The sequence below is a fragment of the Microcoleus sp. Pol17C6 genome, assembly GCF_036701145.1.
Classification (GTDB): Bacteria; Cyanobacteriota; Cyanobacteriia; order Cyanobacteriales; family Microcoleaceae; genus Microcoleus.
Map to the genome: position 1 here is coordinate 1 of NZ_JAUBQH010000056.1, position 26,764 is coordinate 26,764.

At 46.6% G+C, this 26,764-nt stretch carries 8 protein-coding genes; 4 read left to right on the forward strand and 4 right to left on the reverse strand.

The features are described 5' to 3' along the window. The 3 genes from QUA25_RS22650 to ppsA all read right to left on the reverse strand — a co-directional run. The coding region (locus QUA25_RS22650) for a DUF4347 domain-containing protein (RefSeq protein ID WP_333041384.1) at positions 1 to 5,639 on the reverse strand (5,639 nt) is incomplete at its 3' end. Positions 5,640 to 6,945: 1,306 nt separating this feature from the next. Then, the gene (locus tag QUA25_RS22655) at positions 6,946 to 7,266 is read right to left on the reverse strand and encodes a DUF6464 family protein (RefSeq protein ID WP_333041385.1); all 321 of its coding nucleotides are present in this window, start codon (positions 7,264 to 7,266) and stop codon (positions 6,946 to 6,948) included. A gap of 425 nt (positions 7,267 to 7,691) precedes the next feature. Continuing rightward, on the reverse strand, positions 7,692 to 10,169 hold the full coding sequence (ppsA, locus tag QUA25_RS22660; protein WP_333041386.1) for a phosphoenolpyruvate synthase: 2,478 nt from the start codon (positions 10,167 to 10,169) through the stop codon (positions 7,692 to 7,694). A gap of 269 nt (positions 10,170 to 10,438) precedes the next feature. Between ppsA and QUA25_RS22665 the strand changes: the two genes are divergently transcribed. From QUA25_RS22665 to QUA25_RS22680, 4 genes are all read left to right on the forward strand, one after another. After that, a complete protein-coding gene (locus QUA25_RS22665; protein ID WP_333041387.1) occupies positions 10,439 to 10,606 on the forward strand; it encodes a hypothetical protein in 168 nt (55 codons plus the stop codon). Between the two features lie 452 nt (positions 10,607 to 11,058). Continuing rightward, positions 11,059 to 17,550 carry a PAS domain S-box protein gene (locus QUA25_RS22670; protein ID WP_333041388.1) on the forward strand — a complete coding sequence of 2,164 codons (6,492 nt, stop codon included), beginning with the start codon at positions 11,059 to 11,061 and terminating at the stop codon, positions 17,548 to 17,550. A 251-nt stretch (positions 17,551 to 17,801) separates the two neighbouring features. Next, positions 17,802 to 19,022: a hybrid sensor histidine kinase/response regulator gene (locus QUA25_RS22675; RefSeq protein WP_333041389.1), complete on the forward strand. Its 1,221-nt coding sequence runs from the start codon at positions 17,802 to 17,804 to the stop codon at positions 19,020 to 19,022. 569 nt (positions 19,023 to 19,591) lie between these two features. After that, positions 19,592 to 24,613, forward strand: coding sequence for a PAS domain S-box protein (locus QUA25_RS22680; protein ID WP_333041390.1), 5,022 nt, complete (start codon positions 19,592 to 19,594; stop codon positions 24,611 to 24,613). A gap of 361 nt (positions 24,614 to 24,974) precedes the next feature. Here the strand turns inward: QUA25_RS22680 and QUA25_RS22685 are convergent, their stop codons facing one another. Next, positions 24,975 to 26,726, reverse strand: coding sequence for a diguanylate cyclase domain-containing protein (locus tag QUA25_RS22685; RefSeq protein WP_333041391.1), 1,752 nt, complete (start codon positions 26,724 to 26,726; stop codon positions 24,975 to 24,977). Between the last annotated feature and the right edge of the window lie 38 nt (positions 26,727 to 26,764).

Below are 26,764 nucleotides of genomic sequence, written 5' to 3' on the forward strand. Positions count from 1 at the left end.
AGTTGGGCGGCGTTTGAGTCGAAGTTAAGTATTTGCTCTGGCTGGGGTTGGATAAATGTGAGCGGGGGCAGCAAGGGCAAGGGGTCGCAACCGCAACTGGTATCGGGTTCGGGTACTGGGTTGAATATGGGGGTTGGTTCTGGCGTCGGTGTTGGTTGTTCGGGGGCGGGTGTTGGTTGCGGGGCGGGTGTTGGTGTTGGCGCCGGTGTTGCAGTTGGTTCCGGTTCCGGCCTGGGTATGGGCGTCGGCGTGGGTATGGGCGTCGGGGCTGGTGGCGCTGCCGGTGTGGGTGTTAGTGCCGGTGTGGGTGTTGGTTCCGGCGCGAGTGTTGGAGTGGGTGTTAGCCCGGGTATGGGCGTCGGGGCGGGTTCCGCTGCGGGTATGGGCGTCGGGGCGGGTGTTGGTGTGGGTGTTGGTTCCGGCGCGGGTGTTGGTTCCGCTGCAGGTGTTGGTGTTGGTGGTGTTGGTGTTGGCGCGGGTGTCGGCGTCGGTATCGCTTCCTTAAGGGGGATGAGAGAGACAGTGGCGACTGCCGCACTGGTGGCGCCGAGGTTATCTGTAGCGCTGTAGGTGAAGTTTGCCCCTGTGAAATTGCCGGACGCCTGGAAGAACAACTGGGTAATTTGCTCGGGTGTCAGGATTTGACCTGCCGTCACCCGCACTCCCTGGCTGGGGTCGCCCAATAACAGCGTGCCTTCATTGGCTGGTGGCAAGGTGTTTACGGTAAAGGAAACCACCGTGCCGTCGGGGTCGGTTCCTCCGAGTCCGGGGATGTTCACGATTGTTTCCAGCAACAAAGCGACGCTGGAGTTGTTGGCGACGGGCGGCTGGTCGGTGGGAGGTAATAGTGCTAGCAGGGAGGCTGTAGCGGGGGCTGGACTAATGGCGCCGCGGCTGTCTGTGGCGCTGTAGGTAAAGTTGGTGGCTGCGAATTCGCTGGTTGCTTGGAAGAATAACTGGCTGATTTGAGTTGCGCTAAGTCTTTGGCCTGCCGTGATCCGGATTCCCTGGCTGGGGTCGCCCAAGAACAGCACGCCTTGAGTTGCCGCCGGCAGGGTGTGGATAGTGAAGAATTCGATCGAGTTTTCGGGGTCTTTTGCCGTGAGATCTGTGAGGTTGACGGTGCTGTTTGGCGCCAGTGTCTTGCTGATGTTTGTGGGTACCGGCGGGTAGTTGAACGCCAGGGACACGAGAGAAACGGTGGCGGCAGGACTGCTGTCACCGAGATTGTCCTTGCTGCTGTAGGTAAAATTAGCTCCTGTGAAATTGCCGGCCGACTCGAAGAATAACTGCGTCATTTGCTCGGCTGTCAGCGTTTGACCTGCCGTGACAGCGATTCCCCCTGTTGCGGGGTCGCCCAAGAACAGGACGCCTTGATTTGCCGGCGGCAGGGTGCTGATGGTGAATGTAACCACTGTGCCGTCTGAGTCTCTGCCTCCGAGCCCGCTAATTTGGACAACGCTGTTGGGCGCGATCGCCACATTGCTGCTGTCGGCTGATGGAAGCTTGTTGGGTGTTGGCTGCGCGAGTAAAATGGCGGTGGTGACAGTGGCTCTGGACTCGGAACCGTTGTTATTTCTGGGTTCGGGGTCAAAAGTGGTCGCTCGACTCTGGGAAGTATTGCTAATGGTGCCCGTCGCTGGAACGACTACTGTTACTTCGCGGTTGATGTTGCTGCCGCTAGTCAAACTGGGAATTGTTGGGAAGGTGACAACCCCTGTCACTGGGTCGTAAGTGCCGTTATCGGATGCGCTGACTCCCGTTAAACCGGGAATGATGCTGTCTGTAATCACTACGTTTTCAGCAGCATTCGGCCCATTGTTTGCGGTAGTTATAGTATAAGTCACGGAACTACCAGCAGGAGCAGATGTGAGACCGCTTTTGGACGTAACCAGGTCGGCTACAGCATCGATCGAGGTAATGACTCGCCCCCCCGCCTGACCGGGCAATGCGACTGTCGAGCCGTCGTTGTTGGTTAAGTCCGGGTCAAAAGTGGACGCTCGACTCAAGACAATGTTGGTGATGCTCGTCAGGGTAGGCGGCGGTACAAACATCAGGGTGCGGGTGACGCTGCTGCCGCTGGCTAAAGTCGCGATCGCTGGGAAATCGATCGCCCCTGTGTCTGGATTGTAGGTTCCTTCATCGGACACGCTGACATTAGTTAAGCCGGGAATCAGGCTGTCGGTGATGACTACGTTGGTCGCGGGACTCGGTCCTAAGTTGGTAGTAGTAATTGTATAAAGTAGCGTGTCGCCCACCTTGATGCTGGCCGGAGCCGTTTTTTGGGTGACAACATCGGCCACAGCATCGATCGAGGTAATAACTTGCCCCCCCGCCTGACCGGGCAATGCGACTGTCGAGCCGTCGTTGTTGGTTAAGTCCGGGTCAAAAGTGGACGCTCGACTCAAGACAATGTTGGTGATGCTCGTCAGGGTAGGCGGCGGTACAAACATCAGGGTGCGGGTGACGCTGCTGCCGCTGGCTAAAGTCGCGATCGCTGGGAAATCGATCGTCCCTGTGTCTGGATTGTAGGTTCCTTCATCGGACACGCTGACATTAGTTAAGCCGGGAATCAGGCTGTCGGTGATGACTACGTTGGTCGCGGGACTCGGCCCTAAGTTGGTAGTAGTAATTGTATAAAGTAGCGTGTCGCCCACCTTGATGCTGGCCGGAGCCGTTTTTTGGGTGACAACATCGGCCACAGCATCGATCGAGGTGGTGACGGTGGCGTTGGGGTTTGTACCGTTGTTGTTGGCCGGAGTGGAGTCGGGAGTGATGGAGGTACTTCTGGCCGTGTTGCTAATGGAAGTTAGGCTGGGCGGTACTGTGAAGCCGATCGTCCGGGTGAGTGTCTCCGCGTTGGCGATTGCCACCGGCCCAAAGGTGACAATGCCTGTCACTGGATCGTAAACGCCACCGTTAGATGCCGTGACTCCGGTTAACCCCGGAACTATGCTGTCAGTGATGGTTACAGCTTCTGCAGGACTCGGCCCTAAGTTGACTGTAGCGATTGTATAGCTGACCAAGCTACCGGCGCGAGCATCCGTAGAGCCGGTTTTGGTGGTTGCCAGATCCGCGTTGGGCGCAATACTTGTTGTAACCGTAGAGTTAGTGGGAGTGCCGTCTTTGTTGGTTGTCGAGCCGTTGTTGTTAGTGGCGATCGGATCGAAAGTCGCCGCGCTACTCCGGGCGGTGTTGCTGATGTCGGTACGGGTGGCTGGGGCAATGAAACTGATGGTGCGGGTCGCAGTAGCCGCATTTGCCAGCGCCGTCAGTGCTGGGAAGGTGACAATGCCCGAAACAGGGTCGTAAGTGCCGCCGTCCGATACGCTGACTCCTGTTAAACCCGGAATAATGCTGTCAGTGATTGTCACATCGGCAGCGGGGTCTGGCCCCCTGTTAGTCGTAGTCAATGTGTAGGCGACGCTTGACCCTGCCGAAGTAGTCACAGGGCCACTTTTGGTAGTAACTAAATCCGCGACTGTATTGACAACTGTGGTAAAGACTACACCAGGCCCCTCGATTTGCCCAGGTGCAAGCACACCGCTGTTGTTGCTGAGGTCGGGGTCGAAAGTCGAGCTAGTGCTGAATGCAACGTTGGCAAAACTGCTACCGCTGGTTAAACCGGGCGGCAAATCAATTGTCAGTGTGTAAGTCAGAGTCTCGCCGGCATTTAGAACCGGAATTAACGGCCAGGTGACAGCCTTGGTTTGGTTCACGTAAGTGCCGTTGTTGGAGGCACTGAGAACCGGGGGCAATCCGCCCGGACGCAGCAGTTCTAAAGGTATTTCGTCTTGAATCAGAACATTTGTAGCAGGCGCTGGCCCCCTGTTTACAGTAGTAATCGTGTAGGTAATGCTGCTTCCGGGCTTGACGAACTGCGGGCCGGTCTTAATAGTGGCAACCTCTGCGGTGATACTGGGAGGATTGATAGTTTCAACTACGAGGTTTTGAAGTTCGTGAATGTTGTTGGCGGCTCCTGTGGAACTGCCAAAACCAAATTTGAAAATTGGCGGTACTCGGCCGTTTTCGGTTGCCAAGTTGGGGATATCGATCAATGTAGTTTCGTAGATGTCGTCGAAATTTTCATCGAAGGCAACGGTGAGGCGAGAGGGTTCCACCGGATCATTAGATGGATTCAGCGTAATTTGAACGGATCTTTTGGCTAAATTGCGCTCGCTCGTGAACGTATTGCTGAAATTAAAACTGCGGCCGGCAATAGGGCCACTAAAGTCAATGCTCGTAGGAATGTTATCGATGCCGAAGGGAACGATCGCATTTGTTAAAAACTGATAACCGTCTGCTTGATTTCCTCTAACAGTTACTGAATCAGGTCTGAAAGAACCAATAGAGGAGCCGGGAATCGGAGGCGGCTCTGGCCCAGAGCGCCCTTCTGTGGATGTTGAAAAATTGCCAAACTCGTCAAGCCCAATGCCTAAATAACCTCCCTCAATACCGGGTATACCCGTTCGTGGAGCGTAAGCCACAGAACCGCCATAACCCCCAGTCCTTGTTGGGCTAACAGTGCCGTCAATCAAGAAGAAACCCAGCCCGTCCCCTGGCTGAGGGCGAATATTGGGTTGCGGAGCCTCAAATTGCTCCCTTGAACCGTAAGAATAAAAATCAAACTGAACTCTGAGACCGTCGGTTGAAGGAATGGGGTTGTTGTAGATAACGAAGGCTTCCCGAAGGTTTACTGCTGGAGTTAATAGCAGAGCGCCATCGCCGGGACTTGCACCGCCCAAAGCCGGAAGTACGCCGGATACTGTGCCTCCGGTAATGCCGGGGATAAGTTGATCGGCTGCTGGAAGGTTACTGCTGGGATCGAACAGTGCCCCGTCGTTTCCCCCGTAAATCCAAGGCCCCCTAACTGTGGAGTTTTTGAAGGTTTCGTTAACTAATGTGCCGAGGGCGTAAGGGTAGGCTTCGAGCACTTCTTTTTCAATGGCGATTCTCGCCTTTATTTCCCCGGTCGCAAATTTTAATTGCCAGTCGCCGCCGAGTGCCGCACTCCCCGTCAAGTTGTCGGAAGCTGCAATATCTGCACCGACAATCAAGCTCAGCCTCCGCACGAAGGCCTCGCCGTTTTCCCCCGCTGCGACGCTGCACCCGAATAACAAGATATCTCCTCTCTCGCTGAGGACTTTTCCCCACTGCTGTAACAAATGGCTGTAGGTTTGTAAGTTGTCGTTGCAGAGTTCGATCGACCCTAGCTGCACCCCCGCTTCTCGACCGTGAGAAACTATCTGAAGGCTGTCTAAATCGCTGCAATTAGCCAGAATTCTAGTAATTTGCTCGACTCCATCCCGCGTCGAGTCCAATACAAATACCTCTGTGTCGGCTGTTGCTCCTCTTGCCAAACTGTCGAAGTTCTCTACTCTGGCATCGAGAAACAGTACATTTTTTAGAGTCCGGGCGCCCACAGACTCGGTTGATCGTAAAAATTCTCTGTGGGGATGCCCAATTCCCGCGTCGCCACCAAGTTTGTGAGACAGGAAACACTCGTCTGCTTTTACTTGTTTTATTGGTTTTTTCTGAGGATAAGTAGTTGTTGTTCGGAACTTTGTGCCAGCAATCCTTGCGGTGGAGTCACATATTTTTTTGGTTAGAAAGATTGATTTCTTGCAGATGCTTTGCATGGTCAAATTGTCTCACGGATTGTAGATGATGTACCTAGTTCAAGATGATAGTTATCACGTCTTGAAAAGAAGGTTGAATTGCAGACTAAGAGGCTCTGCTGCTTGACTTAAATCAAGAGCAAAAAGCGAATTTTACTCACCAAAAAGCAGTGCTATATTGATATTTGATAGCATTGAAAATATAGCCGGCAGAAGCGCTGATGATTGGGGGTTTAAATCCCAATAACCTTTCTATCGGGTGACATTTTGCCTTCGGCTTTTTTCTGTTATGTTAGCGAGTGTATCTGTTACACGCCTAGCTCTGACATCGCGCAGTAGATAAGAACACGAGTTCTCAAAAATTTACTTGATGAGGTTTTCTGTACCTCGTCTAATGCACTTTAGTTTGCAGATAAAACTCTCTATTTCTAGACGTATAAACCTGGTTTGAGGGACGAAAAGACTTCTTTGCAGCCCTCGCTCCCGGTAAACAACTCGGTTTCTTTGGTGTTGGTGTGCAAGCCCTGTTCACAATAGCAACCACACATTAATTAGGGAGTGATAGCCGTCACATAATTATGCCGACCGTGCCCGAAGTGTCATTCAACTGAGATCTTTTACCATTATCAATAACCCTTCTATGGGGGGGTTCTCCTGCCCAGCCCATAAGAAAATTCACTTGTTGTGGAACAGACCAGAAAGCCTATTCTTGAAAATGGTGCAACATATGAGATTCAATTGAAATCGGCATACCCTGTATCGACGAAGCGTCTTAAAAATTCATGACTTGGAGTCTGGAGATAGCAATCTAGGTTTGAGACTGTTTCGCTACGATCGCAAAAACAGATTCGTGCAGCCCACAACTAACTTCTCACACTGTCAACTTAGAGTCTTCGAGCAGGTTTCTGTTTAAGATAAATGCTCGGGACAATGTTTCGTGCAGAATTTTTCATGATGTTTTGGAGAAACTGATTTGGAGATTTGCCCCTCAGCTACTTACGATTTTTGTTGGCTAATTTTCTTAACTGCAGGAGTTACGACCAGGAGACTAGAAACCCAATTTATTCCTAGATTTCTCGCCGCCCAACCAAAATTTATCATCTAAACCTGGTTTCTGATCGTAAGTCCTCAACTAGAAAAACACCCAACGCAATTCCCCTGTTATAGCAACTGTAACCAAGCAATAATGCTCGATTAGGTTTTAACTGCTGAGTTTGGGCGTGGGTCGTCCAAAACAAGCTTCAACAATAATCCTTACACGTAAGTACATCTTAACTCATTGATTATTACATCCGCAAATAGACGTAGATACAAGCACCAATATAAGCTATATCTTTTGATCCCCAACGTCAAGTGTTCTGGCTTGGTAATACCGACAATCTTGACAGGGCCCAGAAGGATTGACAGCGCAGCGAATGTAATTTGAGCGGGCGTTATACTCGCAAGTGATATCGCCGATCGAGTAACCGAGGCTTTGTATGTAAGTGCGATCGGCAGTTGGTAGTGGAGTTCGCATGGGTCTATTCGCTACCGCAAGTCTGGCCGCTGCAATTCTGTCGCGGGCTTGGCTCTGGGCAGAGCGCATCACCCACAAAGACAGCAGCGACGGAGCTAAACCTATGAAAATAATCAGGAGAGCAGTTAGCACATTTTCAGAGCTTATGTGGAGAATATGTTTGTTGATTTAGGCGATGGCAACAGAAAATCCTCCCATAAAAGACGGTTTTAAATAAGAAAAGTTCCCGATCAATTCTCAAACTATGCCGCCCGTGTGTTAACCGTTAGCTGGCGGCTGAGTCGGGCGATCGCGCGCAGCGCCAGGGTTCAACAAAGCCAGAAGTGCTGATATGATGTGATATTATGTCAGGTCAATTATCAGCAATGAAATAGGTTTGTAGTGACGAATGCAAGTCCTGATAAAAATTAGAGGACTTGGATTAATCACTACAAACGCGAGAGCGATTATTTTACAGGAATACATATGAGAAACCGAGTCGAGTTCAAAAACAACCAAGCCAGAACATGGGGTAGCTATTGTTTGAGAAACCCGGTTGCTCTCCAAAACCAAAACGGTTAAACCTTAGCAATATCCCCCGCTAAATCCATCAACGAACCCGCGCCCTCCACCTTAGCAACATCTAACAAAGTTTTCAAAACCGAATCGGGATTCAAACTCATCGAATCAATTCCCAACTCAACCAAGAAACGAGCAAACTCCGGATAATCGCTGGGCGCTTGACCGCAAATCCCAATCTTGCGATCGTACTTCTTGGCAGCTTTAATCGCAATTGCTACCATTCGCTTGACAGCTTCATTCCGTTCGTCAAAAATGTGTGCGACTAAAGCAGAATCCCGGTCTAATCCTAATGTTAGCTGAGTTAAATCGTTAGAGCCGATCGAGAATCCGTCAAAAACTTGGGCGAATTCGTCAGCAAATATGACATTGCTCGGCAATTCGCACATCACATACACTTGCAAGCCGTTCTCGCCCTTAACTAAACCGTGTTTTGCCATCTCGGCTAACACTTTTCGCCCTTCATCTGGGGTGCGACAAAATGGAATCATCGGAATCACATTTGTCAAGCCCATTTCGTCGCGAACTCGCTTTAATGCTTTGCATTCCAAAGCGTAAGCTTCGCGGTAATTCGGGTCGTAATAACGAGAGGCGCCACGCCACCCGATCATCGGGTTTTCTTCCTTGGGTTCAAACTGCCGACCTCCCAAAAGATTAGCATATTCGTTGCTCTTGAAATCGCTCATCCGCACGATAACTGGATTTGGATAAAATGCGGCGGCAATTGTGGCAATTCCGTGGGCGAGTTTGTCGGTGAAGAAATCGGGTTTGTGTTGGTAAAGTGCTGTGAGTTCTGCAATTTCTTCCTTGACTGATTCATCCACTAATTCATCAAAGTGAATTAGTGCCAGTGGGTGTGCTTTAATGTGATTTGCAATGATGAATTCCAACCGCGCTAAGCCTACGCCGTCGCAAGGAATTGCTGATAAACCAAAGGCTTCTTCTGGGTTCCCGACATTCATTAAAATTTGAGTGCGGGTGCGGGGTAAATTCTCGATCGCAGTTTCTTGAATTTCAAAAGGAAGCAAACCGGAATAAACTTTGCCTTCGTCTCCTTCGGAACAAGAAACAGTGATTTCTTGATGATTTTTCAAGATTTGAGTGGCGTCGCCGGTGCCGACAATGGCGGGAATTCCCATTTCTCTGGCTATGATGGCGGCGTGACAAGTGCGGCCGCCGGAATTGGTGACGATCGCACTTGCTTTTTTCATAATCGGTTCCCAATCCGGGTCGGTTTTGTTGGTAACTAAAACTTCTCCTGATTGAAATTCAGCGATTTTGTGCACATCTAAAATTATGCGGGCTGGGCCTTGTCCGATTGATTCGCCAACGGCGCGTCCTTTTGCTAAAACTGCACTGCTACCTTGCAATTTGTAGTTTCGCAAAACTTTAGCAGACTTTTGAGATTGTACTGTTTCGGGTCGCGCTTGGACAATAAACAATTCGCCCGTATTGCCGTCTTTGGCCCACTCAATGTCCATCGGGGTATAAGTCCCGCGCACTTTAGAGTAGTGTTCTTCGATGACTACTGCCCATTTTGCTAGTTGCAGAATTTCATCATCTTGTATGGCAAATTTATTTTTTTCGGCTGCTATCACGGAGACGTTTTTGGTGTATTTAGAACCGCCGATGTCGTACACCATTTTGAGTGTTTTGCTGCCGAGGCGTTTGTCTAAAATCGGGCGAAAACCTTGTTTTAATGTTGGTTTAAAGACGAAGTATTCGTCGGGGTTGACGGTTCCTTGGACGACGTTTTCGCCTAATCCGTAGGCGGCGGTTACTAATACGGCGTTTTTGAATCCGGTTTCGGTGTCGATGCTGAACATGACGCCGGAGGATGCTAAGTCCGATCGCACCATTTTTTGGACACCGACTGATAGGGCGACTTCAAAGTGGTCGAAACCCCGCTGTTGGCGGTAGGAAATTGCGCGATCGGTGAATATGGAAGCAAAGCATTTGTGACAGCATTCGAGGACGCCAGCGCAAGCTTGGACGTTGAGGTAGGTTTCTTGCTGTCCCGCGAAACTGGCGTCGGGTAAGTCTTCGGCGGTGGCGGAGGAACGCACTGCTACGTCTGTACTGTCGCCGTAGCGATCACACAATTTTTCGTAAGCATCCGCGATCGCCGCTTGGAGTTCTCGCGGAAATGGTGTGTCGAGAATCAGTGCCCGCGCTTGCTTGCCTTTTTGTCGCAGGTTCTGCAGATCTTCTACGTCTAAATCGGCAAAAATTTCGCGCAATTTAGCTTCTAAACCCGCTGACTGGATAAAGTACCGATAAGCGTGTGCTGTAGTTGCAAATCCGTTGGGAACTCTGACTCCTTGGCCAGTTAATTGTTGAATCATTTCGCCCAAAGAAGCATTTTTACCGCCTACTAATGGGATGTCGGCGATGCCGACTTCATCAAATAACAATACTAAGGCTTTTTCTTTCGGAATTAAACCGGCTTTTTGTTCAATTGCTAAATTGTCGAGCATTGCTTTTTACCTCTCAACTTCCTCTCAGTTCTGCCCAAGGACAGAAAACAAAAGACAGCTTATTTTTAATTGTAATTTTGTTACCAAAATTCTCTGATTTTTTCCTAGGCTGTATCAACCGACTTTTCGATTGCCTCTATTTCAAGATTATCACTTTTTGGCTAAATAGCAAGGCCTGTTGAGATATTTTATTTGATTGCAAAAAGTAAAGAAATCGCAGTAATGAGTTTATGTAAGGTATCATAAAAGAACTGGTAAAAATATGAATAGTGAAGATAGATCCCACCGCTTTTTTGGCGTTGAGCGCTCATTGGTGCGGGGATATCGCTCGGATTGTGTTGGTAGCGGAATCCAAGGGCAAAAAAGGGTGGGGTTCGATCGCGCGATCGGCTGAACCCGCCCAAAAACCGATACTTATTTTCCGACAAGAGTCGTGAGTCGCCCAAAATTTGAGATTCTAGTTCAACCTCCCCGATTCATCGGTGGACTACATCTAAAATCTAAAATCGTGTCACAGGGGCGATCGCCCAAAAAAATACTAAGCAGCTTAGTTTCCTCCTGAAACCCAGCTTCTAAAAACCTTAAAAAATTTCCCCCTGATGGCGTTAGCCTACTTAGAGGAAAAACACAATCGCATAGATATCAGATATTGTACCATTTTCAAGAAGCCTTTTAAGGGCTGGTTAGAAGAACCCCTCCCAAGAAAATTTACTCTTGGTGAAATGGGCCGGAAAGCCCGTTCTTGAGAACCGTTCAACATCTGAGATAAAGTGCATTGTAATTGTTGAACCAAAGAGTTTTTAACTGGGAACGGCGGGATTTGTGGCTATACAATTCTTTATATGCTATAATAGTTGGCTAAACTGCCTTATGACAAAAAACAAGGTATATGATATCAGTTTTGAGCCCACCCGCAAAGCGAAACGGCTTTAAAGTTCTTCTGGTCGAAGACAATCAAGCAGAAGCCGATCTGATTGAAGAATTATTATTAGAAACAAACCTCAGTAGAGCCGAACCCCAGAGGCTATCAGTAAGTTGTACAGACCGTCTCAGCAAAGCGCAGCAACTTTTGGTCAGCGAACATTTTGATGTGATTTTACTAGATCTTTCGCTGCCCGACAGCCAAGACTTAAATACAATTGTCAAAATACAAGAATATAGCCTAAATACTCCGATTGTCGTACTGACTGCCCGCAACGATGAAGAGCTTGCCGTGCAGTCAATCCAAGCCGGAGCTCAAGATTATCTAGTCAAGCGAAAAATTGACAGCGAAGTGTTAATTAGATCGCTTCGTTATGCAGTCGAGCGACAGCACAACCAAGAAGCTTTACGAAAAAGCGAAGAAAAATATCGCTCGGTAGTCGAGAATTCTCTCGTCGGCATTGCCATTCTGGCTCCTCCGAGTTGCCCCTCAGCACCAGAAAAATGCGAGTGGTTGGAAGTAAACGATGCTTTGTGCGATTTGCTGGGATACGATCGCCAGGATTTTTGGCATGAGAATTGGGAGAGGTGGGTTTTTCCTGAAGACTTGCAGTCGAGTTTAGAGCAGTTAAATAAAATTTTGGCAGGGGAGAGTGAAGGCTATGTTTTAGACCAAAGGTGGCGCCGAAAAGACGAAAAAACAGTTTATACTAGAGTTTCCCTGCGCTGTATTCGCGCCCAAGACGGCTCGATAGACCGCCTGATTAAAGTAGTCTTGGACGTGAGCGATCGCTACCGTTACGAAGCTCAATTAAAAGCATCAGAAGAGTTTTTAAATCACACGATTAATTCGACTCCTGACCCGATTTTTGTTAAAGATGAGCAGCACAGATGGATCGTATTAAACGATGCTTTTTGCAATTTGATAGGAAAAAGGCGATCGGAACTGATTGGCAAGTCAGGATACGATTTTTTCCCCCCAGATCAAGCGGCTTTTTTTTGGCAACAAGACGAGCAAGTATTGCAAAGAAGTCTTTCTCAGGAAACAGAAGAAAATTTTACCGATCGCGGCGGAAAAGAACGCATTATATCTACCAAGAAAACAGTTTTTAACAACGCCGACGGTCGTAAAATGTTGGTCGGAACAATGCGAGATGTTACCGAATACAAACGCCAGCAAATTGCGTTGCAGGAAAGCGAAGCTCGATTTCAAATAATGACCGACAACGTGCCGGGAATGATTTATCAATATCGGCTTTATGTAGATGGTAAAATATCTTTTACTTACGTTTCTTCTGGCAGTTTGCAGATCTACAATTTAAAACCAGAACAAATAGAAGAAAATGCCACTTTGGCTTTTGCAACAGTTCACCCAGACGACATCTCAGACTTGCAGCGATCGATCGCAACTTCGGCGGCGACTCAGCAAGCTTGGCAACACCAGTGGCGGCAAGTTATGGGAGATCGAGTGAAATGGCTGCAAGGCGCGTCGAAGCCAGAAAGGCAAGCCAACGGTGATATAGTTTGGGACGGTTTGGTGATGGATGTTACCGAATTGAAACAAACCCAGCAAGACCGCGATCGATTTTTTAATCTCTCGCTGGATTTACTTTGCATTGCAGGTTTTGATGGGTATTTTAAACGATTAAACCCCGCTTGGTCAAATGTATTAGGTTATAGCAGTGATGAAATCTTAGCCAAACCTTTGATAGAATTCGTCCATCCAGAAGACCTAGAAATTACTGTAGCGGAATTAGAAAAACTTAAAAATAGCCACCCCGTTATTAGCTTAGAAAACCGCTATCTTTGCCAAGATGGTACTTATAAATGGCTGTCGTGGACAGCATCGCCGTTTGCAGAAGAAGGTTTGATTTATGCAGTTGCCCGCGACGTTACATTTAGCAAGCAAGCTGAAGCTGAATTGCGTAAGAGCGAAGCCACTAACCGCGCTCTTTTAAATGCGATACCAGACATGATATTTCGCTGTCGGGCAGACGGCACTTTTGTAGACTTCAAGCCTGCCAAAGATTTCGAGAAAATCATCCCACAAAAAACACTAATTGGCAAAAAAGCACAAGACATATTGCCGGCGGCTTTTGCTGAAAAAATCTTGTCGGGCAATCAACAAGCGATCGCCACGGGCGAGATTCAAGTTGTAGAATATCAAATGCCCGTTAATGATGAACTCTACGATTTTGAAGCGCGAATTGTTTTCTGCACGGATGACGAAATTATCGCGATCGTCCGCGACATCACCAATCGCAAACGTTTTGAGTCAAAACTCCACAGGCAAGCAGCGGCAATGGCTGCCGCTTCCGAAGGTATAGCCATAATCGATACCGACGGACTTTTGATTTATTGCAACGCAGCCCGACTAAAAATCTACGGTTACGACTCTCTCGAAGAACTGTTAGGCAAAAGTTGGAAAGTATGCTACGAAGGTGCAGAACTGCAAAGGTTTGAGCAAGAAGTTGTGCCTACTTTAGTGCAGAAAGGTTGGTACATGACCGAAGCAGTAGGATGCCGCCGCGACGGCTCGAAGGTTCCTTTAGATGTATCGCTGACAATGCTAGCCGGCGGAGAAACTATTTGCGTTGTTCGCGATATTTCCCAAAGAAAACAAGCAGAAGCAGCACTGCGAGAGAGCCAGCGATTCATTCAACAAATTGCTGGAGCAAGTCCTAATATTTTGTATGTTTGTGACTTAATTGAAAAAAAAACTATCTATGGAAACGCTTCTATCTACAACATTCTTGGCTATAGAGTAGAAGAGATTCAGGCAATGGGGCCGTGGATGATGTCAACTTTAATCCATCCCGAAGATTCAATCAAAATGCCTGATTATTTACAGCAAGTGGAAACAGGCAGCGAAGGGGATATCTTTGAAATTGAATACCGAATTAGGCACAAGGATGGTTCTTGGCGCTGGATGGTCAGCCGAGATACTGTATTTGCGAAAACAGCAGACGGTAAGTTAAAACAAATTCTCGGCACGGCAACTGATATTACAGAAAGCAAGCAAGCAGAAGATGAAATAAAGCTGTTGCTGGCAGCAACTCAAGCCATTAGTCAGTCCGCAGATTTTCACAGCGCCCTCCCACATATCCTGCGGTTGCTGTGCAATGCGATCGGCTGGAATTTTGCGGAAGCTTGGATACCGACTGCTAACGGTACTTTTTTGGAACACAGCGAAACTTGGTACGCTAGCCATCACGATTTAGATACGTTCGGCCGCGAAAGTAAAAAAATTAGATTCGCCGCCGGAGTGGCAGTACCTGGACGGATTTGGTCAACCAGAAAGGTAGAATGGATTGAAGATATTTCTCTAGCCACAAATCATCTTTTTGCCCGATCGCAAATGGCGGCATCAGTCGGATTGAAAGCTTGTTTCGGAGTGCCAATTCACGCTAGCTCAGAGGTGCTGGCAGTTTTAGTATTCTGCAAGCGCGACCGCTCAATTATGGAACCGCGTATAGTAGAGTTGGTCAAGGCTGTAGCGACTCAATTGGGCGATCATATTCAGCGCAAACAAGCCGAAGAAGAATTGCGTAAAAGTGAAGAACGCTGGCAGTTAGTTCTCAAAGGCAATCAAGACGGAATTTGGGATCTGAATCTTCAAACAAATGAAGCTTTTCGATCGGCCCGCTGGCAAGAAATTATCGGTTACACAGACGGCGACATCGACAGCAACTACAGCGCATGGATCGATCGCATCCATCCAGACGATCGCTCACGAGTCCAAGCAGCGATCCAAGGTTATCTCGATCGCCAAACCCCCAATTACGCCGCCGAATACCGCTTGCAGTGTAAAGACGGTAGCTATAAGTGGGTGCTCGCCCGCGCTCAAGCCGTTTGGGATCAAGCCGGAAACCCTCTGCGGATGGTGGGTTCGATGACGGATATTAGCGATCGCAAAGCAGCAGAATTAGCTTTACTCAAGGTCACTCAAGCCGTCGAAAGTACCAGCGATGCGATCGTGATCGCCGACTTGAAAGGGCGGTCTATTTACCACAATCAAGCCTTCATTCAGCGCTACGGCTACACAGTGGAAGAACTCAATGATATTGGCGATATGACCGCGCTTTATGTCCGGCATAAAAATTACAAACAAATCTATAAAAGCCTTCGCCAAGGTCGCTCTTGGTCTGGCGAAGCTTCCCTGCACACTAAGAGCGGCGAAGCAGTAACTGCTCTGGTGCGAGCCGACAGTATTCAAGATATTAATGGAAATTACATCGGCTTAATTGCAGTGATTACCGATATCACAAAACGCAAAGAATCAGAGCTGATTTTGCGGCAAAAGTTAAAGCGCGAACAGTTGGCAGTAGCCATGCTGGAACGCATTAGATATTCTCTCAATCTTGAAGAAATTCTTACCAAAAGTGTCGAAGAAGTGCGACATTTTTTGCAAGTAGACCGTACTATTATTTACCAATTTAATCCGGATTGGAGCGGGTTTATCGCTGTCGAGTCGGTTGCCGAAAATGTCCGACCAATTGTAGGAATGGAAATTTATGACCCCTGTTTCGGGTCAGCCTACGTTCCTCTTTACCAAGAGGGCAGAATTAGAGCCATAGAAGATGTTCAAAATGCCGGGCTGGCCGACTGCCACTTGGGTTTGTTGACTCGGCTCGATGTGAGAGCGAATCTGGTAGTGCCGATTTTGCAAGGCGAAAACTTGTGGGGGCTGTTAATTGCCCACCACTGCACGGGCCCGCGTCCCTGGCAGCAATTGGAGGGAGAGTGCCTAAAACAATTGGGGGTGCAGTTGGCGATCGCCATTCAGCAATCGATGCTCTTTGAGCAAGCACAAACCGAAATTGCCGATCGCAAACTTGCAGAAGCCGCCCTGCAATTAGCTAAAGAAGCCGCCGAATCCGCCAACCGCGCTAAAAGCGACTTTCTCGCCAACATGAGCCACGAATTGCGGACGCCTTTGAACGGGATTTTGGGATACATTCAACTGCTCAAAGTCGATAAAAACTTTACCGCCGATCAACAGGAAAGTCTTAACAACATTCACCAGTGCGGCAACCACCTGCTGATGCTGATTAATGATGTTTTAGACCTCTCAAAAATCGAAGCTAGTAAAATGGATCTGTCGCTGACAAACGTGCATTTTTCCAGTTTTTTGAAAGGTATTATTGATTTGTTCCAGATGCGCTCAGCTCAAAAAGGAATTGCTTTTAATTACGAGCAGGTTTCAGCGCTTCCAGACGGCATTTTGGCCGACGAAAAAAGGTTGCGTCAAGTTTTGATTAATTTGCTCAGCAATGCCGTTAAGTTTACGAACAGCGGCAGCGTTACATTCAAAGTCGGTTATGCAGAAAATTTCCCGGCTAATTATCCTCCAACCAACGGCAAAAAATCTAGTTTGACAGCGGAAATTGCCCCTCAAATAATCAATTTGACCGCTAATTTAGACGCGCAGCAAATGTCTAACCCGCCGCTAGGAACAACAGAAGCGCCCGAGGGGATAATAGCAGACAATACCGGCCGTACCCCTACCCCTAAAATTCGCTTTCAAATCGAAGATACCGGCATTGGCATCGGGCAGAATAAATTAGAAGAAATATTTTTGCCTTTTCATCAAGTGGGCGATCATAACAATTTCGTCGAAGGTACCGGACTGGGACTTTCCATCAGCCAAAAATTAGTCAAAATGATGGGCAGCCAAATTCGCGTCCAAAGTAGCTGCGGCAAAGGCAGCATATTTTGGTTGGATCTAGACTTGCCAGCAGTCGCCCAGTGTTCGGAACTCCCCTCCCGCCAAGAAAAAAGCCGGCTTGTAGGTTTTATCGGCTCTCAGCGGAAAGTGCTAATCGTGGACGATCACGAAGTAAATCGCGCCATGTTGCACAGGCTGCTTTTTCATTTAGGCTTTGAAATTGCAGAAGCTACAGACGGCGAAGACTGCTTGCACAAAGCACAGGAATTTCTACCGGATATAATTTTAATGGATTTGCTGATGCCGGTAATGAACGGTTGGGAAGCTACCAGGCGGCTGCGACAGTTGCCGGAATTAAAAGATACGGTTATCCTTGCTTTGTCCGCTAACGTTTACGAGACTACCAAGCAAGAGAGCATACTTGCAGGTTGCGATAATTTTCTCACCAAACCGATTCAAACTAATGAGCTTTTAGAATTATTGCGCCTGCATTTGAGACTAGAATGGGTTTACGAAGAAGGATCACAAACCAAAAAGCGGACAGATCAAACTGCAAAAGCATCTTCTGAGATTGCTGCTGCTGACTCAACGATGGTGTCTCCTGCCTCAGAGTCAGTCTTGGCGTTGTTAAGATTGGCTGCAATGGGCGATATTGAAGCTATTTTGGAAGAAACTGCTAAACTCGAACATTCTGACCCGACATTAAGGCTTTTCGTTCATCACCTGCGCCAACTTGCTAAAGGATTTCAGCTCAAGCAAATTCGAGATTTTTTGAAGCAACATTTGTCCTAAAATTGACGGTAGCTAACAGACAACTCAAAATCAGTTAAATCTCGCGCCCAGAGTACCATTCTCAATTAGGTGTTCTGGCCTCCCGCGAAGCGACAACTTAATTTGCTTGGGCGGCCCGGACTCGTAGCCGGCTCCTCAAAGGGTTATTGCAAATAGAAGCCTCTAGGAAGCAACCGGGTTTCTAGAGTCGCCAAAAATTCATTGAATCCCATTTAACCTCACAACCCACAACTCAAAAATCAAAAATTTGAATGTTTCCCTTGAATATGAACGATAAGAATTCCGAAAGAAGCATCATACTAATTGTCGATGACAACCAAACAAATCTTGACGTACTTTTCGAGTTGTTAAGGAATTACGGGTTTAAAGTATTAGTGGCTCTAGACGGCGAAAGTGCGATCGAGCAAATTGACTACATCCATCCAGACTTGATTCTTTTGGATATCATGATGCCAGGAATTGACGGTTTTGAAACTTGCCGACGTTTGAAAGCAGACCTGTCAACGCAAGATATTCCCATCATATTTATGAGCGCCCTTTCCGATACGCCGGATAAAGTAAAAGGCTTTCAGACAGGAGCCGTTGACTACATCACTAAGCCTTTCCAGCACGAAGAAGTTTTGAGCCGGATTCAAACCCACTTGACAATCCGCAGCTTGCAAAAAAAACTCGAAGAAAAAAACCTCGAACTTGCCCACCTCAACCAAAACCTGGAAAGACTTGTTGAACAAAAAACCAAGCAATTAATAAACCAGGAAAAAACAGCCATCATCGGACGTTTAACTCAGGGCATGGTTCACAATCTTAAAAGTCCGCTGCAAGTGATCCAGACTAGCGTCGATTTGATTGAAACAAAAGCCACACAACTTCAAGAAGACTCTCTGTTTAACTATACTAAATATATTTTTCAAGCAGTCACAAAAATCAATCAGATCATGGATACTCTGATGATGAAAAGCCGAAACGAGCAAAAGCAAGATTTGCACCCGGTGAATATCAACGATTTAGTGCAGCGAGAAATTCAGCTATTGGAAGGCAACCTGTATTTTAAAAATAAGATTAGAAAAAAATACTTTTATGACGAAGAAATTGCTAGTATTCCATTAATTTATTCCTATCTTTCTCAAGTATTTTATAATTTAATCAATAATGCAATGGATGCTATGTGGGAAAAGAAAAGCAGAGAAATAACTATCGTGACTCGGCAAGATGACTCGAACATATACATGGATATTGCAGATACGGGATGCGGCATATCATCTGACGATTTGCCAAAAGTTTTTGACCCTTTTTACACCTCCAAGCCGCCTAAAGGTGAGGAAAAAACCGAAGGCGAACCGACAGGAACAGGTTTAGGACTTTATACTTGTATTGAACTTTTAAAACCTTTTAACGGTGAGATTGCTATTAGCAGTAATGTCGGTCAAGGCAGCGTGTTTACAGTTGTGCTGCCCAAACCGCAGACAAATTGAGCGACTCAACTGAGTTAAATTGTGTCCGGTTAGACAACCCTAACTAAGTTGGTAATTAAATTTGTATTGAGCAATGCAAGTCTTGGTTACTTGCTCAAGAAAAAACTTGCATTGCTCAATACAAATAGGCGCTAATTGCGGGTCATTAACCGAACACAATCTCAGCTCGTATTTTGTAAATCAACGGTAATTATTGTAGCTTAGTAGTAATACCATCTTGCTATTCCCCTGCCAAAGGTTGTAAATTAAAATAGAGTTGAGTGGCAAGATTGGTAAGAGTATAATAGTTTTGGGCCACTAGGTTTGGGGCGAGGCGGAAAACTTGCAGCGAACAACTCAATTCTATAAATAAATCTGCGTGGTCTGCAAGCACACAGCCCACTCTCAAGCGTGTGGTTCAAGTTCCCCAATCATCAGCTAGGTAGCTGCATCCGCTGCTGACATTTTATAATTACTAAAAAATAGCAAAAGGATAGCAGGAAAAAAAATGCCACTGTACGCAAAAACCCAATTGCGATAGTCATCAGTCATTCCAAATCTCAAATCAAAAATATAAAATATAAAATGGTATGACATCTGTTTTTGAGTCAACTTTAACGCCTGCTTGTTTGAAAATTCTTTTAGTAGAAGACTGTGCAGAAGATGCAGAACTCATTCAAGAACTGCTGTGTGAACCCCAACTAGGAAAGTCAATTGATCTGACCAATGTAGTTCGCCTCCGGGAAGCTATAGAAATTTTAAGCGACAAAATTTTTGATGTAATTTTATTAGATCTTTCACTTCCTGACAGCCTAAAATTTAATACTTTTTTCCGACTTCAAGATTGCTGTATAAATACTCCGATCGTCATTCTGACAGCGGCCGATGACGAAGAACTAGCTGTCGAGTTAATTGCCGCCGGCGCCCAAGATTATCTGGTGAAAAGACAGGTAGACAGCCGGCTGCTGGTACGGACGCTCAGGTGCGCGATCGCCCGCCAGAAACGGCAAGCAGAATGGCAAAAAAGTCAAGAAAAATACCAGCAGGTTGTTGGCAATATCAAAGAAGTCGTTTTTGAAACAAATACTGCTGGCAATTGGACTTTTCTCAATCCGGCTTGGACGGAAATTACCGGATTTACCGTTGATGAAAGCTTAGGAACTTCCTGTTTGAGCTACATTCATTCTGAGGATCACCACCAATATTTAAATTCGTTTAAAGGTCGGAGATCCAATCAACAAATATCCTGTTGTTACCAAAGTCGATATGTTACCAAAAATGGGGAAATTCGGTGGGTGGAAGTGCAAGAATTTTTAATTTTTGGCGGGAACGGCGAGGCGCAGGGGACGACAGGAACTATTAATGATATTACAGATAAGATTTTAGCACTTTCCGAACTAGAAGCTAGTAAAAAGTTTTTGAATTATACAATCGATGCAGTTGCAGACCCACTTTTTGTCAAGGATGAACAGCACCGCTGGATACTGTTAAATGATGCTTTTTGCAAGCTGATCGGGAAGCAGCGCGAGGAACTGCTGGGCAAATCGGATTATGACTTTTTCCCAAAACAAGAAGCTGAAATTTGTTGGCATACTGACCAACAAGTCTTTAGGACGGGGAAAGAAAACGAGAGTGAGGAAATATTTACGGACGCCAACGGTGCAAAGCACATTCTTTCTACTAAAAAAACTGTCTTTGAAAATACCGATGGCAGTAAAATTCTCGTGGGAATAATTAGAGATATCACTCAGGATAGGCGCAAACAATTAGCGCAGCAAGAAAGCGAAGCTAGACTGCGGCAACTTGCTGCCAACTTGCCGGGAATAATTTATCAATTTCGTCTCTCAACAGACGGTCAAAAAAGTTTTCCTTATATTTCTTCTGGCAGCCGCTATTTATTTGAATTGGAACCAGAAAATATTCAGCAGAATCCTCAACTAATTTTTAATTTAATTCATCCAGATGATCGTCAAAAATTTGAAGAATCTATTGCTGTCTCTGCGGCAAATATGCAGCCCTGGCAGCAGGAATGGCGCGCGATTGTACCGTCGGGGAAACTTAAGTGGATGCAAGGGGTTTCCAGACCGGAACGAGTTAATTGTCCGACGGAAATAGGGCAGGAAGGGGATATAGTTTGGGAAGGCATGGTGCTGGATATTACTGATTTAAAACAGGCCGAGGCAGCTTTGCGGGAGAGTGAAGCCAGATTTCGATCGCTCGTTGAGAATATCCCAGGCGCTATCTGCCGCAGCTTGTATGATGCTGAGTGGAGGATGGTATTTATTAGTGATGAAATTGAGGTCATTAGTGGGTATCCTGCTGGGGATTTTATTGGCAACAACGGCTTGAGTTTTGCCAGCATTGTCCACGAGGCAGACAAGGAAATGGTCGATCGACAAATCAGCGCAGCAGTAGAGTCGAAACAGCCGTACAATCTAGAATACCGGATTGTTCGCGATGACGGGGCGGTGCGGTGGATGTCGGAAAGAGGTAGGCCAACTTACAATCTAGAAGGGCTTGTTTTGTGGCTCGACAGAGCGATTTTTGATATTACCGATCGCAAACAAGCCGAAATGACTCTGTGTCTGGTAACTCAAGCTGTAGACAGTGCTAGTGATGCGATCGCGATCGCAGATTTGGATGGTTATTCCGTTTATCATAATCAAGCATTTATTCAGCGCTACGGCTATACAGTTGAAGAACTAAATAATGCTGGCGGCCCAGCAGTAATGTATCCCCGATCTCAAGACTTGAGAAAGTTATTTAGGGTGCTGCGGAAAGGTTTTTCCTGGGAAAGTGAAATTGAAATTAAGAGTAAAAATGGCGCTATTATAGAAACTTTTTTGCGAGCTAACTGCATTAAAGATAGCGCTATGCAACCGATAGGAATGATAGCTATCATTGCCGATCTCACAGAAATAAAACGCACCGAGTCGGCATTAAAACTCAGTCAAGAGCGATTGCAGTTGGCAGTTTCAGGCAGCTCTTTGGGGCTGTGGGATTGGAATATAGCTACTGGCGAAACTTATTTCGACTTTTATTGGAAATCAATGCTAGGCTATGCAGAAACCGAAATTGAAAATAACCTCAAAGGTTGGGAAAGTTTGGTGCATCCAGAAGACCGAGTAAAGGTAATGGAATGTTTAAATTCCTATTTGGAAGGTGAGACTGATATCTATGAATTTGAATTTCGGATGCTCAACAAAGGGGGGAATTGGCAGTGGATTCTGGCGATGGGCAAGGTAGTCGAGTACGACGAATGGGGTGCGCCGTTGCGGATAACAGGCACTCACAAAGATATCAGTGCCCGCGTTGCAGCAGAAGCAGAAAAAACTCAGTTGATCGCATCTTTGCAACAACTTGCCGAACAGTTGCAAGCAGCGCAAAAAATAGCCCGCATCGGCAATTGGGAATTCGATAGGGAGGCAGGAGTTATTACTTGGTCGGAGGAACTGTTTCGAGTTTACGGTCGAGAATTGAATCTGCCACCGACAATGGAAGAACTTTTCGAGCAAATTCATTCCGATGACAAAGAAAGGTTTGCAGAAGTTGTAGAAAAAGCAGTGACTGAAGGGACAGCTTACGATATCGACCACCGCATCTATTTTCCATCAGGAGAAATCAGGCACGTCAACTGTAAAGGACAAGCTATTAAAAATGAGTTGGGTCAGGTGGTGCGGCTGTTTGGCACGGCAATGGACATTAGCCATCGCAAAAAAGCAGAAATTGCTTTACAAGAAAGCGAACAGCGATTTCGCGCTGTATTTGAACAAGCGGCAATTGGCATTGTTAAAGTGTGGCCAGACGGTCAATTTTTGAATGCAAATCAAGGGTTTTGCAATATTGTCGGATACTCGGAATTGGAGCTGAAATCACGAAATGTTGGGGATATTTCTCACCCCAAAGATCTAGCAGCCGATGTCGAGTCGCGCGACAGACTGTTAGCTGGGGAAATTTTTAATTATTCCCTTGAAAAACGCTTTATTCGCAAAGACAGTTCATTTGTTTGGACTAATATGACTGTATCTTTAGTGCGGGATGGGTTTGGGGAACCTAGCTATGTAATTGGTGTGATTGAAGATATTAGCACTCGCAAACTTGCTGAGGCTATATTGCGCCAGCAATTAAAGCGAGAACGCCTGGTGGTAGGAATGCTGGAACGCATTCGCTCTTCTCTCAATTTAGAAGAAATTTTGACAAAAACTGTTGCTGAAGTACGGCATTTTTTACAAACAGACCGGACAGTAATTTATCAGTTTAATCCCGATTGGAGCGGTTTTGTAAATGTCGAGTCAGTGGGCAAAAATTGGCTGGCTATTCAGGGAATAACTATTGACGATTCCTGCTTTGAAGACCGCTATGCTTCTGCTTACGAACACGGTCGTACTGTAGCTGTGGATGATATTTACCAAGCTGATCTTTCCGAGTGCTACATTAATTTATTAAGTCAATTTCAGGTGCGAGCTAATTTGGTAGTGCCAGTTTTGCAAGGCGAGAAGTTGTGGGGGCTATTGATTGCTCACGAGTGCGCGGGCCCCCGTCACTGGCAGGAAATTGAGGTCGAGTGTCTCAAACAAATTAGCGTGCAGTTGGCGATCGCGATCCAGCAATCAATGCTGTTTGAGCAAGCACAAAGTGAAATTGCCGATCGCAAACAAGCCGAGTCAGCTTTGCAGGAATCGGAAGTGCGAGAACGTTCAAAAGCGCTAGAGTTAGAAACCGCTATTAACAAACTGCGAACGACTCAAGCTCAGCTCGTTCAAAATGAAAAAATGGTGAGCTTGGGTCAGTTAGTTGCTGGCGTTGCTCACGAAATTAATAACCCTGTTAGCTTTATTCACGGCAATCTCAATCCGGCTCGCAATTACACTTTAGATTTGCTGGAATTGATTAAAGTTTACCAGCATTACTGTCCTAATCCTCCAGCCCAAGTCTTGGAGAAAATTGATCAAATAGACTTGGATTATATCGCTGAGGATTTCCCGAAATTGTTTAATTCGATGCAAGTAGGAACCGAGCGAATTGTCGAGATTGTGAAATCGTTGCGTAATTTTTCACGATTGGACGAGTCCGCAGGGAAGTCGGTTAACATTCATGAGGGCATTGATAGCACGTTGATGATTTTGCAAAATCGGTTAAAATCTCACAGCAGTCATGGAGAAATTCAGATAGTTAAAGATTACCAACTATTGCCACAAATTGAATGTTTCCCTGGCGAGTTGAATCAGGTATTTATGAATATTTTAATTAATGCGATCGATGCTTTGGAAGAACGGGACAAGCAGCGTTCGATCGAGGAGTGCGATCGACATCCCAGCACGATCGCTATTCGCAGTTATCAGGCGGCTGCCGACTTCGTAGCGGTATCTATTGCGGATAACGGGCGAGGGATACCGGAGTCGGTGCGATCGAGGCTGTTTGACCCGTTTTTCACGACTAAACCTGTGGGCAAGGGTACGGGTTTGGGATTGTCGATTTCTCACTCAATTATCGTCGATCGCCACGGTGGCAGATTGAGCTGTATTTCGACACCGGGAGAGGGAGCGGAGTTTTTGATTGAAATTCCAGTCCGACCGAATTTAACAACTACAAATTCAAATTTGGGGCAATAAATTAGCAATTGGCAATTGAAATTTGGAAGCGAAAATGGGTAATATCTCACATCTGGCACCCTTCTCAAAAACAGGCAATATGCCTGTTAAACACCGAGTAAATTTTCTGGTGGAACAGGCATATTGCCTGTTCCTCAACAAGTAATTGAGAAGGCTGCAACATCTCAGTAATATCAAATACCGTAATATCTGAATTATACCCTGCAAGTGAGCATTCTCCTTACTCCATGTCACTCGATTGCATCCCACGGGCAGTGCACTCAGAAAATAATTATTCTGATGCAAAGGTCAACAATATGAGTTAGGAGTTGTGAATTAAAAATTAAACACGATATTACAAATTACAAATTACCTTCAACTTTTACATAAAAATCGGGGAAGATTCCGAGTTACTGCTGGCGTGACAAATGCGATTTTTGCCTTCGGTTTTGGCTTGAAAAAGGGCGCTGTCAGCGCTGCGAATTAGGGTGTTGGGAGATTCCTGGGCAGAAGGAATCGCTGTCGCAATGCCGCAACTGAGGGTAACGTAGGGGCCGATCGACGATCGCGCGTGGGGCAGTTTCAAGCTGGCGATGCCGTCGCAAATTTTCCGGGCGACAGCGTTTGCCCCTTCGGCGCTAGTGTTGGGCAGCACTAGGGCAAATTCTTCGCCACCGTAGCGGGCAGTCAAATCCCCAGCCCGCTTGGTGGCGCTGGCGATCGCCCCGGCAACTTGGCGCAAACAATCGTCCCCGCCGAGGTGCCCATAAAACTCGTTGTAAAGTTTAAAAAAGTCGATGTCCAACATAATTAAAGACAGCGACAGTTTCTCTCTTGCCAATCTGCGCCACTCTAAGTTCAAAACCCGATCGAACTGGCGGCGATTGGCAATGCCAGTCAGTCCGTCAGTAGTTGCCAGTTGCTGCAATTTTTGATTGGCTATTGCTAGCTTGCGGTAAAGTTGAGATTGTTCGATCGCGATCGCCACTTGATTTGCCAAGTGCTGTAAAAAATCTATTTCCCACTGCTGCCATTCCCTGACACCGCAGCAATTGTATGCTGTCAACATTCCCCACAAACTATTGCCATTTTCTGCGATCGAATCCGGCAAATTTTTACTGTGCGCCTGCGGTTTTCCACTCGCGTGGTGCCAGATATAATTTTCCGCTGCATCTTGATTGTTCTCGACTTCCCAAACAGTGGCTTCTGGTGTTTCTTTTGCCGTTTCCCAGTCGCCTGATTGCCAAATTGGTACGCTTATAACTGCTGCAATTTCACAATCTGTCAACAATTCTTTGCAACTGCCAGCCAAGGGGGCAGTGCTGACATCTGCTATTGCTTGTACCGACTGGGATTCGACTAAAATAAAGCATGACACCGCCAAAGCAGCACTAATATTTTGGTTTTCAATATAACCTTCTGGCAAACCGTCACCTGCGACGATCGCACCTTTTTGCTCTTCCCCGTCCAATTGAGACACCCAATCCTGACAGCGATAAATTAAAACGCGGTCTGTTTGGAGAAATTGGCGCACTTCTGCAACGGTACTTTGGAGAATGCTTGCCGGATCTATTGACGATCGAATATGTTCGATCATTTTGCCCAACAGCCGCTGTCGAAGAGCCTGCTGCCGCAATTGTTCTTCGATTTGCTGGCGTTCGATCGCGTAATGGATTGCCCGCACCAGCAGAGTTCTGTGAAATCTTCCCTTTACCAAACAATCTTGAGCGCCCCAGCGCAATACCGACCGGGCAATATTTTCATCGCTGATATCTGTCAGCACCACAATTGGCAATGTGGGCCATCGCCCTTTCAAAACTGCGATCGCCTCGCTTCCCCTCAAGCTGTCTGACACTGACAAATCTAATAATACGGCGTCAAACTTTTCTACTTCCAGACACCCGACTCCTCTCTCCAGAGAGGTAACAGTTTGGAGGAGAAATAGAGACTCGCTGAATGACCCTAGAAGGTCTTCGATCATTGTCGGAGCTCCGAGGTCATCCTCAACCAACAAAATTTTCAGACATTGGTGACGTGTTAACACAACTATAGCGTTCGGAGCGCGTCGAAGGCAACTTTTTTGTTTTGAGAGCGATACTTGCGATAAGCCAATATTTCGGCTTATTAAATTCACTATACACTCAAACTAGGCATTTAGCGCTCCATTAATGC